Origin of the sequence: Bartonella sp. AP40SXNS (assembly GCF_042195825.1) — a bacterium.
In the GTDB taxonomy this organism is placed as follows: domain Bacteria; phylum Pseudomonadota; class Alphaproteobacteria; order Rhizobiales; family Rhizobiaceae; genus Bartonella.
Window position 1 is genome coordinate 1 of sequence record NZ_JBHIPB010000014.1, and the last position, 13,209, is coordinate 13,209.

8 protein-coding genes and 1 pseudogene are annotated in these 13,209 nt (G+C 36.5%); 3 read left to right on the top strand and 6 right to left on the bottom strand.

The window, feature by feature from the left end:
- Positions 1-45 precede the first annotated feature (45 nt).
- The 4 genes and pseudogenes from ACFILZ_RS08185 to ACFILZ_RS08200 all read right to left on the bottom strand — a co-directional run.
- A pseudogene (locus tag ACFILZ_RS08185) lies at positions 46-2,739 on the bottom strand (type ISP restriction/modification enzyme); the annotation flags it as partial.
- A 712-nt stretch (positions 2,740-3,451) separates the two neighbouring features.
- Complete coding sequence (locus ACFILZ_RS08190; RefSeq protein ID WP_375610841.1) at positions 3,452-4,156, bottom strand: hypothetical protein; 705 nt, start codon at positions 4,154-4,156, stop codon at positions 3,452-3,454.
- A 62-nt stretch (positions 4,157-4,218) separates the two neighbouring features.
- The gene (locus tag ACFILZ_RS08195) at positions 4,219-4,875 is read right to left on the bottom strand and encodes a hypothetical protein (RefSeq protein ID WP_375610840.1); all 657 of its coding nucleotides are present in this window, start codon (positions 4,873-4,875) and stop codon (positions 4,219-4,221) included.
- Between the two features lie 10 nt (positions 4,876-4,885).
- Positions 4,886-5,548, bottom strand: a complete 663-nt coding sequence (locus ACFILZ_RS08200; RefSeq protein ID WP_375610839.1) for a hypothetical protein — start codon at positions 5,546-5,548, stop codon at positions 4,886-4,888.
- Between the two features lie 1,207 nt (positions 5,549-6,755).
- Here ACFILZ_RS08200 and waaA point away from each other — a divergent pair.
- Both waaA and lpxK read left to right on the top strand, forming a co-directional pair.
- The gene (waaA, locus tag ACFILZ_RS08205) at positions 6,756-8,078 is read left to right on the top strand and encodes a lipid IV(A) 3-deoxy-D-manno-octulosonic acid transferase (protein WP_375610838.1); all 1,323 of its coding nucleotides are present in this window, start codon (positions 6,756-6,758) and stop codon (positions 8,076-8,078) included.
- Positions 8,068-9,108, top strand: a complete 1,041-nt coding sequence (gene lpxK, locus ACFILZ_RS08210; RefSeq protein ID WP_375610837.1) for a tetraacyldisaccharide 4'-kinase — start codon at positions 8,068-8,070, stop codon at positions 9,106-9,108. Before waaA ends, lpxK begins: the two co-directional genes overlap by 11 nt.
- Positions 9,109-9,127: 19 nt before the next feature.
- On the opposite strand, the gene ACFILZ_RS08215 is transcribed toward lpxK, so the two are convergent.
- Positions 9,128-9,364 carry a DUF2093 domain-containing protein gene (locus ACFILZ_RS08215; RefSeq protein ID WP_375610836.1) on the bottom strand — a complete coding sequence of 79 codons (237 nt, stop codon included), beginning with the start codon at positions 9,362-9,364 and terminating at the stop codon, positions 9,128-9,130.
- Positions 9,365-9,472: 108 nt separating this feature from the next.
- Positions 9,473-11,326: a DNA mismatch repair endonuclease MutL gene (gene mutL, locus ACFILZ_RS08220; RefSeq protein ID WP_375610835.1), complete on the bottom strand. Its 1,854-nt coding sequence runs from the start codon at positions 11,324-11,326 to the stop codon at positions 9,473-9,475.
- Positions 11,327-11,605: 279 nt separating this feature from the next.
- Here mutL and ACFILZ_RS08225 point away from each other — a divergent pair, with 279 nt between their 5' ends.
- A complete protein-coding gene (locus ACFILZ_RS08225; protein ID WP_375610834.1) occupies positions 11,606-12,694 on the top strand; it encodes a 2'-deoxycytidine 5'-triphosphate deaminase in 1,089 nt (362 codons plus the stop codon).
- Positions 12,695-13,209 lie beyond the last annotated feature (515 nt).

Consider the following 13,209-nt stretch of genomic DNA (forward strand, 5'->3'; position numbering starts at 1 on the left):
CCCTTGTGAATTTAGCATGCCTATCATGTGAACATGCTTTATAAGTTATTCAGTTTCTCTTAGTTCTAATTTTGGTAAGTTCTTAACGATTTTCATTGTTTCTAAACTTACGGTAATAACCCTTTGAAATAACTCTAGAGGGTAGGCAGGGTTACCAATGGTTTCAACAGCATAGCGATTGGCATCATTCACAATACCACTCTTTTTATCAGTCTTAACACATTGACGCTCCATAACCCATTCAAGAGCGGGTTTACCATTAACGATATACTCATAAGCTTCAAGAGGGATGTCTGTTATTGTGATATTGCTGTTGTAAATAACTGTAGATTTATCCTTTTCCTTACTATTCTTAATTTTTGCGAATTTCATTTCTGTAACGTAATAAAATTTTTCGGGATTAGAGATCTCTGTTTGTTTTGGATTACCCTTTTTAAAGGTCACTGGATAAGGCTCTACAGTCTCATAATTCACGTGCAAATGCCCTAGTTCACGTCCAGCATTAACAAACTTCCAAAAATCTTCAGCGCTTTTTACACAAGGGATGCGAGGCAACTCTTTAGAGAGGTTATCAGCATAACGGGCACGATAATCTTCTGAGTGAAGTAGACCGTATACGTAATAAAAGATATCTTCTTTTATTATAGTCTCATTAGGATAAGCAGCTTTAAAATGCGCTAGTCCCTCATCTGTAATGGCATCACGCCTCTGTAAACCAGCTGTTTTGTTTTCCTCTATAGAGTTTGTAAATAAATGGGATTGTTCCTTGTTTTTATCTTTTGATACCATGCTATCTTCGTAAATATAGAGTGGAAAGCATTGACCTGTATCTATTGCGTGAAGGTTAGGTAAATCCTTACTCATCAAAACAGAAAAACCACTTCTTGCTCCTATGCCTGTAACTTGTATTACTCTATTATCAACCGCTTTTCTCATAGGGAATATACGCGGCATTTGTAAAACCATTTCATTGAAAGTACGATTATAATAGAGCCATTGTTGTGTAAATGGACGGTAAAGACTTTGAATAAGGCGAGTTTCTTCAAATTCAAAAACCTTTCCTTTTACCAACTCTTGTTTAAGTGCACGACTCCAACTGATCTTTTCAGCATTTGTATTAACAAAATCATTTACAATATTGTTACGTGTTTTACGGTCAGCATGTGGATGCGTATCATTAAAACGTTTTACTTCGCTGTTATAGAAAGCAATCATATCACTCATATTTTTTGCTAAATCTTTACGGCTTGAGTTGTATGCCCAAGCATCACGACTGGTTACGACACCACAAGAAAAAATTTCAAACAGCTTTTTATCGTGTTCTTTTTTATACCCTAAGACTATAAATGTCTCAAAACTCTCATCACGTTGATTTATCCAATCACCATGTTTATCTGGTATAATTATTTTCCAACTTGATTTATTTGTGACACCATTAATGCTACCCAAATAATTAAGTGCAGAAGGTTTATCTTTTGTCGTAAGATTATCACCAATGTCATGATAATAAATTTTACAATCTCCAGAAACATTGGGATTTTTGATAAATAATGTCACGGCAATACCAGTCATACTACCACTACCAAAAATATTCTGTCCTTCTTGAGCCTTCCCATTGCTTAACATATTTTTACGAATATCACCCCTCAGATTGAGAACATAAATACTTGTAAATTCTTTGGCTAAAGATTTTCGTAAACTGTCCATTGCTGGTTTTTCTATGTAACCAGAACCAGAAACAAAACCAATAACACCACGTTTTTTTATACGGTCACTAGCCCATCGAATTGCTCGTATATAGCTATCATAAAGTGCTTGCATATTGATTGATTCAGATTGAGCAGCATAAGTTTCACTGATACGATTATCTAATATGGGATAAGGGGTATTCTTCGCATTATCATTAGCACTTTTTTGACCAGTTGAATAAGGCGGGTTGCCGAAGATAACTTCGATAGTCAAATTTTTCTGATGTTCCAAATATTCACTGTTTTCTTTGAGCATACCGTCCATAAGGTTTTTTTTAAGCGTTTGAAACGTATCAGCCAGACCAATATGCTTAAAGGGAATCTACTCACCTTTCATAAGACTATGATACGTCGATTCAATGTTAATCGCTGCTATGTAATAGGCAAGTAAGACAATCTCATTAGCATGGATATCGTAACGGTATTTATATTCCATATCCTCTGGTTTGATCAGTTTTGATTGTAAAAGCCTTGTGATAAAGGTACCCGTTCCCGTGAAAGGGTCAAGAATAGACACACCACGTGATCCCAAGCTTTTTCCAAATTCATTACGCAATACATCATCAACAGAATGAATGATAAAATCAACAACCTCAACGGGCGTATAAACAATCCCAAGCTTATCCGTGGTTTTCTTAAATGCCTTGGCAAAAAAACTTTCATAAAGTTTGATAATAAGATTCTGTTTGGCATGAGTTTCGGTGATGCCTGCTGTACAGAACGTGACACTTTTGTAAAATTTATCAAGATCTTTCGTTTTCTCTTCGATATTGGTTTTATCCAGTTCCGTTAAGATCTTGTCCATTGCTTGCGAAATGGCATTGTTTTGCACAAATTCATTGCCCTCAAACAAAGCTTCAAACACGGGACGCGTGACAAGATGTTGTGCTAACATCTCAATCGCTTCCTCTTGCTTTATTTCACTGTTTAAATTGTTCTTTAATTCCTTATGAAAAGCATCAAAGGCGTGAAAGGCTTCACTCTTTTCAATTGCCATAAACTCGTTAAAAACTAACTGGGTATAGAAACGGTTACGTCCTCATATAAGAGGTCATCTAAAATAATTGATTGCAAATATGCATCCAACAAAACAACGGTTATCACAGATTGACAAAGATAATAGCAGTTACAAATAAACGTCATCCCTTTAAACGCAAATATATTCCCAACGTACCTAAAAACACATCGCGTCCTGTCATATTCAACTAAAAAATAATCATTTATATCAAAAGTGCACGCCGAGATGGCGCATAATGCCTTATACAAGCTCTCCATGCAGCTAAATATTGTGGTGCATAGCCGATTATCCAGCACCTGCCCTGCTGGAAAGTCCGCGCATTTTTCACAGTAATCTAGCATAAATGGTCTCGGTAGTTTTTTTTCCTCAATAAATTCGATATCAACCCCGACAGACTGAATCCGCGGATCATTATTAAGCAACATAATACTTTTACTCCGTCCATGGCTCACAGAACTGTGTGACATCTTTACATCTGGCAAAATCCGTTTAAATATATCGACAAAAAGCACCTTCGCCATTTCACGTTGCAATATCATTCTCGATGTACGTCTCGTCGATACAGGCAAATAACGATGAAGCCTATCAATAGCTAAAAAATAGGTATAAAAAGAATGGCTCACAATGCACAGATAATTGTTTGCACGACGATTAACATACACTCTGCTTATATCATGAGCTTTATCTACATGGTACATTTTATTTTCCCTGTATTTGTCGTGGCAACTTTTCTGATATTTACTTTAAATGCATACTGATACCATTTATCAGTCAATAGTTTAGTAATGGCTTTAACCTGCTCACTATTTGCCGACATATCAAGGTTGAGATAAAGATCTCCGTTCTGTGCTTTTGAAAAGTAATGTCTTAAACATCCAGCACACTTAATAATGTCATTTGAAATCAGTTGAACTGAGATAAACTTACCATTGTGTTTAAACTCATTAACGGCTCTGGCTATCCAGTAATAGCATTCGGATTCATCTTTAACAAACAGGTCGCCGGAATCAAACCATTCATCACGCGGCTTTAATTTCAAGGAACTATCAACATAACCATCACACGCGAAAGGCGTTTTATAAAACATACGGCGCACTGAATCAGAAGAATCCGCCCGATCAATGGGGCGCAAATCAATTTTTATATCACTCACCAAAGCCTTACCCGGCGCTACAACGCCATATTTACTGGTTCTTTCAATATCGCGTAGCGAGCAGATCTTATTATTAAACAAGCGCGGTCCGGATTCGGTCTGACCGAAGTTATTCCATAACGTCGTACATGATGAGAGGATACCCGATGCTTGTACGGTGAGCAAACGGTCGGATGCATTCAAGATATTTTGCACATGGATTCGGCTTTTGGTAAAAATGTCGCTTACTGCCAGCATCCAGTCACCGATTAAAGGCAAGTTGGTAATGTTATAGTGCGAAACGAGTTCACCAATATTACTTATTTGAAATTACTTATTTGAAATTTTTCAAATACCAGTTTGCTATCCAATAAGAAGGCACATAGCATAGTAGAGAGACCATACATATACTGCACGGGGAAATAACACAATGAGCAATCTTCATTACTTAGTCCAAGAGATTGGCTCACCGCGAGGGCATTCTCAATCAGAATATTTTCATGATATTGAATCAACTTGGGCTTACTGGTTGTTCTGGAGGTACAAAAATAGAAATGCGCGCACGGATATGCTGTAAAATCAGCCAGATTTTCGTTCACAGTTGAAAAACAGTGATCAAACGCGATATTAATCCGGTGACTGATGATACTAATATTCCTAACTTCATGGCTTATTACAACAGCCGCAATGCAATTGGCATCAACCAGCATATCAACAATGTCTAAATCATGAATACTGACGATCCAAGCTTTCAATTTTAGCACAGACGCAACAAAATAGCTGATTAGACCTTCGAAATTATTTCTAATCACAAAAACAAACAACTTATTTTTCTCCTTTTGCGGGCGATCACGAAAATATCTAACTACGGTATCTGCACACCCTTTTGTCATCATGGTGACACCCTCTGCCGAATAATGACTGTGATGACAAATCACTTGCCAGTTTCTTTCTAATAAAGAATATATTGTTAGCATGAGGTGTCCCTTACAGATATTGTGGATTCCCTAAAACCAAGCTGCTTGCGCCACCACCCATGCCAAAAGAGTTTTTCAATGCGTATTTAAGCGGTCGGTACTGATGCTCCCTCACAAGCGCAATGCCAGCAGGCAATTGAGGATCGATTTCATCACAATTCAAAATTTTGGGCAAAACATTGTTCCGAAAAGAAACCAGTACACCCAAAATTTCCATCGCACCGGCAGCAGCAATCAGATGCCCGTGCCAAGATTTTGTCGCCACAATCGCCGGGTTGTGCGCGCCAAAAACCGTTCTGATTGCACTGGCTTCGTGCTGATCATTTTGTACTGTCGATGTCCCATGTGTATTCACAAAATCAATAGTGGTACGGTCAACATCCGCATATTCGATGTCCCGCTCCATCGACAGTTGCATTTCGAGATCATCTTTATGCGGCGCTACAATATGCTGTGCGCAAAGTGCACCGCCGTAACCCAATAAATAGGCCAATGGCTCACGCTGCCGCGCCAGTACGTTAGATAATTTTTCAATAACGAACAGACCTACGCCCTCCGCTAAAACAAATCCGCTGCGATGCCGGTCAAAAGGCCGCGAACGCCGTGGTCCACAGTAGTTTTGATCAGTCGATATCACTCCCATTTCTTCTAATCGCGCAAGGTATAAATCCATTATTGCACCACCATCTTTACGCTTAATAAAAATGCAAGACAGTTTCTATCAACCTATTTACAACAGCAATATTATCATGACAGCTATCACTCGAAGTTTATGATTATATTGTGAATAGTCACTCTGCTTTTGAATGAGGTATGAGACACTAATGCGTTAAGATTAATAAAAAGAGTAGCATTATTAATGATACCAATTACTACTCTGTTGAGATTATTAGCACTCGTTATTTATCTATTGGAACTTTTTCAACGAGTTATTACTATAAGCTTAGAAACCATGAAAGTCGTTAGAAACTTAGAGAAACTGGATAGATTTATGAAGTTAACTTACCTCATAAGGGTTTCTTGAGTACTCATTTAAAACTACAATCTATAAGTTAATCATTTTGTGTTGATGATATACAATCTTAAAAGGAATAATATATCATACGACCTCCTGAAAAGAGAGGATTTAAAATTTTGAAAATTCTTATTTAAATTGCTTTAAGACTTTTAAGAAATTCTCTATTAAACGAGATTAGATTTTTCTAGATTACCTTTAAGAGATTATATCACAATTTAAAATGAAGACTCTATACTATTCAAAAGTTTTTTAAGATTAGTTTGACATATTCATTTTATTGAAATGAAATAATAGAGATTGAGCTTCCTTTTAAACACATTTTATTTGTTGTATTTATATTAGGTTGTAATGTCTATATGGGCTATTTTTTGAAAAATTAACAATACCTAACATATGTAAAAATAAGATTTTTCTCTAAAATACCAACGTGCAAAATTCAAAGTCTCACTAAAATCATAAGAAGTATTTATTCAGTGAGTTGAAAAAATTGATACAATCTATGTCATAGGTTTATCATTTATATTTTCAAAATTATAATCAACTGAATTGTAGTTTTGTTATTTTTGAGTAAATTTTTTATAGGGTGCAAATTGAAATGATAAATCGATATAATTGAAAAAACTTCATTAAAGGGAATTCAAATAATGTGTATATGTTATTCTTATAGGAAGATTTTTGAAAAAACGTGGGATAAAATTACGTTTCTTTTTTCTTTGTGTATTGAGTTTTCTCATGGCGGAAGCGTTTTTTATCCAAGATATGTATGGTATTTAAAATAATTGATGCACCCAATAGTGTTGATGAGTTTTTTAACAAAATAAGTATATAGATATCTTAAAATAGCTGGATGAGGTGATTTTAAATGGTAGAATTAAAGGCACATGCGGCTCTTTTAACCTATCGAATAATTGGTTTTTGCTTATGTCCTGTTATTCCTTTTTATTTATTTTTTCGTTCTATCCGTGGAAAAGAAGAGTGGTGTCGCAAAAAAGAGCGTTTAGGCAAAAGTTCTCATGCCCGTCCCCAAGGTTCGTTAGTTTGGTTGCATGCAGCAAGTGTTGGAGAAACACTTGCGCTTGTTCCACTTATTGATTATATTTTATCATTAGGAATCAATGTATTAATGACAACTGGGACGGTGACATCTTCCACTCTTGTAAAAAAACATTTTGGTCATCGGTTGATTCATCAATATGCTCCTTTGGATTTAGATTTTGCAGTGCGCCGTTTTATTCGTCATTGGAAGCCTGATCTCGTCTTAATTTGTGAATCAGAAATTTGGCCTCTTCGTATTAAAGAACTTGCAAAAATGCGTATTCCGCAGATTTTGGTTAATGCCCATATGTCTGAACGTTCTTTTAAAGCTTGGCAAAAACGACGTGTTCTTGCCAAACATATTTTTAAGGATATTGATTTGGCGATTGGTCAAAATGAAAGAGATGTAGCTTATTACCATACACTTGGCGTAAAATCTGTTACGTTTTCTGGTAATCTCAAGGCTGATGTTTTTCTGGTTGAAAATCAAGAATTGCTTGCACGTTATCGTAATGCTATCGGCAATCGCCCAGTTTGGGCTGCTGTTTCAACGCATGAAGGGGAAGAGGAGATTGCTTTTGAGGTCCATAAAATTGTTAAAAATTATTTGCCAGATTTATTAACAATTATTGTGCCTCGTCATCCTGAACGTTCAGAAGATCTTATCAGAAAATGCGATAATAAGGGGTTAAGTTTTATTCGTAGGAGTAGAGATGCTGTTCCAAACATGAATACCGATATTTTATGGGGAGATACCATTGGAGAAATGGGACTTTTTCTTCGCTTATCGAAAGTTTCTTTCGTTGGTAAATCCTTATGTGGAAATGGTGGACACAATCCATTGGAATTGGCTTTGCTTGGTTCCGCTATTTTGACAGGACCCCATGTTTCAAATTTTCAAGAGATGTTCAAACAATTTCTAACACATGATGCAGCATATATGGTTCAAGATACAAAACAGCTTGCTATTCAGGTGTATAAGCTTTTAACAAATGAAACATTGCGGCAAGAAATGGTTGATAAGGCTCATGAAGTGGCGACAGGTATGGCAGGTGCATTTGAGCGCACATTAAAGATTTTAGATCCATTTTTACAACCCCTTGTAATACAAACAGGTTTACGTCAGCGTCAGGGTAGATATGCATATTAGCGCCCCTCGTTTTTGGTGGAAAAATAAAAGCTTTTTGCGTTTTGTGTTAGCTCCAGTTTCATGGGGGTATGGTTATTTTTCAAGTCGTTTTATGACAAGACAGCCTCCCGTGATTGATCTGCCAGTTTTGTGTATTGGAAATTTTACATGTGGCGGTGCGGGTAAAACGCCGGTTGTTATTGCTTTTACAAAAGTGGCTAAAGAACTTGGTTTCGTACCTGGTATTGTATCTCGTGGTTATGGTGGATCAGTTAAAGGGGTACATCTTGTAAATGAGAAATATGATACTCCACATAAGGTCGGAGATGAAGCACTTTTACTTGCACGGCATGCTTTTGTAGCTGTATCACCTAATCGTTATGCAGCAGCACAACGGCTTAAGCAAGAGGGATGTAATCTTATTTTAATGGATGACGGATTTCAAAGTCGCCGTCTTTATATGGATTATTCGTTACTCGTTGTTGATGCGATGCGCGGTTTCGGTAATGGAGCTGTCTTTCCAGCTGGACCTTTGCGCGTGCCATTAAAAACGCAGTTTTCTTTTATGGATAGTGTTTTATTGATTGGTCACTCAGATGTGCTTGATAATGTTGTTTTTCTTGTTTCTCGTACTGGAAAGCCTTTATATCGTGCTCATCTTAAAGCAAGTGCCTCTGATGAAGTTGCAGGAAAATCATTTTTGGCATTTGCCGGTATTGGCAATCCAGATAAATTTTTTAAATCTATTAAAGAACTGTCTGGTCATGTAGTGCAAACTTACATGTATCCAGACCACTATTTTTTCACAGATGAAAATTTACATAGCCTTATACAAAAGGCTAAAATGCACAATTTATGGCTAGCAACAACAGCTAAAGATTATATTCGTATACAGACAATTCATACGAAAAAAGATTTGAAAAATCTTATTGTCTTTGATGTGAATGTTGATTTTGTTCAAAAAGATTTTTGTCGTATGGTCCTTGAGGAGGTTATGACCCGCTTTAGAAAACGTTCCCTTGAATTTTCTTATTTAAAAAGCAAAGGCTAAATTTATAGCTTTCGAGGATTTATTTTTCTGTTGTTTTTAACAATTGCTTAAGATATGGGTTGCACTCAAGTTCGCGCTGATAGGAGATTTCACAACTAGCATATGCTTCTTGGCGGTGATGATTCCAATATTTTAAATCATCTATAAGGATTTTTTGCCCGCTAACAGCACAAATGGTATAGGTACCATATTCTATAATGTCATATCCGTTATTAGAATAATGAATTTTTGCTTCGCGTTCACCATTGGAAAACATTATAATTCCTTTTTACTTGATACAAGAGATTCAAAAAAGTGCCATAAAATATATTATAAAGTCGAGAGTAAATTTAAAGATATTTTTCTTGTCAAAATGGTTAAGAGTTTATTTTCTACCAAAAAGCCGTTCTATATCTGCCAATTTGAGTTCAATATAAGTAGGGCGTCCATGATTACATGTACTTGTATTAGGTGTTGCTTCCATTTGTCGTAATAGTGTGTTCATTTCTTCGGGGTGTAAAAGACGCCCTGACCGTATTGAGCCGTGACAAGCCATCGTTGCTGCAACATAATCAAGCATTGCTTTTAAATTGTTTGTTGTATCATACTCAGCGGCTTCATCTGCGAGATCTTTAATAAGAGCTTGGACGTTCATCTCTCCTAACATAGAAGGGGTTTCACGCACAACAATTGCTCCTGGTCCAAATGGTTCTATGCCTAATCCAAATTTTTGCAAAGCATCTTTATGCGTTAAAAGGCATGTTGCATCCTCTTCAGAGAGTTCTACAATTTCAGGAATAAGTAATAACTGTGAAGGAAGTGGTTTGGAATAAAGTGCATTTTTGAGTGTTTCATAAACTAATCGTTCATGAGCTGCATGCTGATCGACAATGATCAAACTATCTTGTGTTTGGGCGATAATATAGTTTTTATGGATTTGTGCTCTGGCCGCTCCTAGTGGATAAGATAACTCTTCTGATGAAGGTATAGTGCTTGGAATGTATGCATCTCCACTTGGTATATTTAAGCCCTCCATAATAGGAGTAGCATCTTCTTTTAAACCAAAAGAACTAGTAATATCTAAGGGTTTGTGAACCATTGAAGCGCTGGTAAAATGATGAGGCTGTGGGCTATAAGAAGAGAACTGGTGAGTGTTCTTAAAATTGCCTGATGGTTTTTGTGCCAATGGTTGTTGTATTTGAAATGCAGCTAGCGTTGCTTCAGAACGGGTTGAAGTCGGACGAATACCAGATTGCTGCAATGCTTCACGAATAGCTCCAACGATCAAACCACGAATTAATCCTGGGTCACGGAATCGTACATCAGCTTTGGCTGGATGGACATTAACATCTACCTCCGCAGGTGGGAGATCAATAAAAAGAATAGCGACAGGATAACGATCACGGGGCATGACATCAGCATAAGCACCTCGGAGTGCACTCCATAGAAATTTATCACGCACGGGACGCCCATTAACATAAGCAAATTGATGTAGGCTGTTATTTCGGTTAAAAGATGGCAAACAAGCAAAACCCGTTAAGCGCACTGCTTCGCGTTCAGCATTCAGCGCAATGCTATTAGGGGCGAATTCTTTTCCCATAATTTGCGTAATACGTTGTAATTGTCCTTGAGTATTATTTTCTGTAGCAGACAGTTCTATAGATGTTCTGTCTAGTCCTGAAAGAGAAAAGCGGATATGTGGAAATGCGATAGCAATTCGCTTAATCATATCGCTAATAGCATTTGTTTCAGCCCGATCAGTTTTCATAAATTTTAATCGTGCCGGTGTGACAAAGAAAAGATCACGAACTTCAACAATTGTTCCAGGATTTGCAGCAGCTGGCTTGGGGCCTACAATTTTTCCTGCAGTAACGGAAATTTCAGCAGCGCTCTCAGCATTTTTTGTTCGTGAAGTGAGTTTAAGTTTCGCAACGGAACCAATAGAGGGGAGAGCTTCTCCTCTAAACCCAAGGAAGCAGATATTGTGTACATCATCGGTAATCTTTGAGGTACAATGGCGAGAAACTGCTAGAGTTAACTGATCTGCAGGAATCCCACAACCATTATCACTAACTTTGATAAAATTTTTTCCACCATTTGCTGTAATGATCTCAATGCGCGTTGCACCAGCATCAATAGCGTTTTCAACAAGTTCTTTGACAACATTTGCTGGTCGTTCAATAACTTCACCAGCGGCGATTTGATTAATAATATTTTCGCTAAGATGGCGTATAATCATAATAAATTCTAACAGGAATCTTAAGGGTTCTATAAGAAATTATGATAACACCATTTGCGCGACATTCAAGAATAAGAGAGCATGAAAATATTATTTTTACAACACCTCTTGTTTACTTTTAAAGAGAGGCAAAATGTTTTTCATTATTCAAAGTATTTTATTTTATGTTAACAAATCAGTTTGAAAAAACAAAAAAATAGTTTTTATCACCTTAAAAATGGCTTGCACCAACGGATCATCTAGGTCAAAAAGAAATACAGTAAAAAGGGAAGGCAATATATGGCGCGTATAAGCGGTATTTTAGCAGATAGTGATATACAAGCTTTGATTGATAATAACTTTCTCAAGGCTCAGTATCCATTTGATAGATCTCAAATACAACCAGCAAGCCTTGATCTTCGTTTAGGGGAGAAAGCTTATCGTATACGTGCTTCTTTTATGCCGGGTTCTGATGCAAAAGTTTTGGATAAGCTTGAACGGTTAAAGTTGCATGAGTTTGATTTACAAGACGGAGCCGTTTTAGAAACGGGGTGTGTTTATATTGTTCCTCTTTTGGAAACTTTAGCTTTACCAGAATTTTTATCTGCTGTTGCCAATCCCAAAAGTTCTACGGGGCGGTTAGATGTTTTTACACGTGTCATTACGGATAATGCTCAGGAATTTGATAAAATTTGTGCTGGTTATCATGGTCCACTTTATTTGGAAGTTAGTCCACGAACATTTCCAATTTTGGTACGTACTGGCTCACATTTATCACAGCTTCGGTTTAGAAAAGGGCAAAGTTATTTAAATGAAATTGAGTTGCACACTTTGCAAAGGCAAGAAACACTGATATCGGAAGATCTTCCTAATATTAGTGCTGATGGTATTGGACTTTCCATTAATTTAAAGGGAGATGAAAACGGGCTTATAGGTTATCGTGGTAAACATCATACAAGCGTTATTGATATTGATAAACGCGCCGTTGCTCACGTTTTAGATTTTTGGGAACCTCTTTTTGCTCGAGATCACAGAGAGCTAGTTCTTGATCCTGATGAGTTTTACATTTTAGTTTCACGAGAGTCTGTTCATGTGCCTCCGCTTTATGCCGCAGAAATGACTCCTTTTGATCCTTTAGTTGGTGAGTTTAGGGTGCACTATGCAGGCTTTTTTGATCCAGGATTTGGGCATATGGAAGCGGGTGGAAAAGGAGCAAGAGCGGTTTTAGAAGTGCGAAGCCATGAAGTTCCTTTTATCTTAGAGCATGGCCAAATGATTGGTCGTTTGGTCTATGAACATATGCTTAATCGGCCCTCAACCCTTTATGGACATGATGTTGGATCACATTATCAAGCACAGGGTTTAAAGTTGTCTAAGCATTTTAAATGAGTTGGAAACCACAAATTTTGATAACATGTACGCAGGAAATATATTGTGAATAAAAGAAAAGTTTTTGTTCTTTAAAAAACCGGCGCCATGCATTTTCCAAGATTAGGGCTTTGTATTTGAGAGGATATGAGAGGCATTTTTATTTCTTTTTTCAAGAGATTCTATCTATACGAACTCCATTTATGATTGTGCAAAAGAATAGTTTTGATTATTTCATCATGACAAAATTTACAATGAAAGAAATTTACTATATTCAATATGTTATTCATATTTACTATTATAATAAATCAATAGGTTACTAAAATTCAATAGAGCTAATAAATAAATTTTTACTCCAGTTTAGTAACAATTATTTTCAATAAACATTGTTCTAATTTTAGTAACTCATTTATAGCCTCAATATATAATATTGCTAGAAAATTATTCAATTAAATATGAATATTTTCTATTGGTATGAACATTAAAAGTTTTTATGCTTTATGTGCATTAGGCACTATATATTTTTATAAACTTTT

What these genes read in the sequence shown, in the direction of transcription:
- ACFILZ_RS08195 (WP_375610840.1), bottom strand. Translation starts at nt 4,875, where the DNA reads ATGCTAACAATATATTCTTTATTAGAAAGAAACTGGCAAGTGATTTGT.
- ACFILZ_RS08200 (WP_375610839.1), bottom strand. Translation starts at nt 5,548, where the DNA reads ATGGATTTATACCTTGCGCGATTAGAAGAAATGGGAGTGATATCGACT.
- ACFILZ_RS08225 (WP_375610834.1), top strand. Translation starts at nt 11,606, where the DNA reads ATGGCGCGTATAAGCGGTATTTTAGCAGATAGTGATATACAAGCTTTG.
- mutL (WP_375610835.1), bottom strand. Translation starts at nt 11,326, where the DNA reads ATGATTATACGCCATCTTAGCGAAAATATTATTAATCAAATCGCCGCT.
- ACFILZ_RS08190 (WP_375610841.1), bottom strand. Translation starts at nt 4,156, where the DNA reads ATGCTGGCAGTAAGCGACATTTTTACCAAAAGCCGAATCCATGTGCAA.
- lpxK (WP_375610837.1), top strand. Translation starts at nt 8,068, where the DNA reads ATGCATATTAGCGCCCCTCGTTTTTGGTGGAAAAATAAAAGCTTTTTG.
- waaA (WP_375610838.1), top strand. Translation starts at nt 6,756, where the DNA reads ATGGTAGAATTAAAGGCACATGCGGCTCTTTTAACCTATCGAATAATT.
- ACFILZ_RS08215 (WP_375610836.1), bottom strand. Translation starts at nt 9,364, where the DNA reads ATGTTTTCCAATGGTGAACGCGAAGCAAAAATTCATTATTCTAATAAC.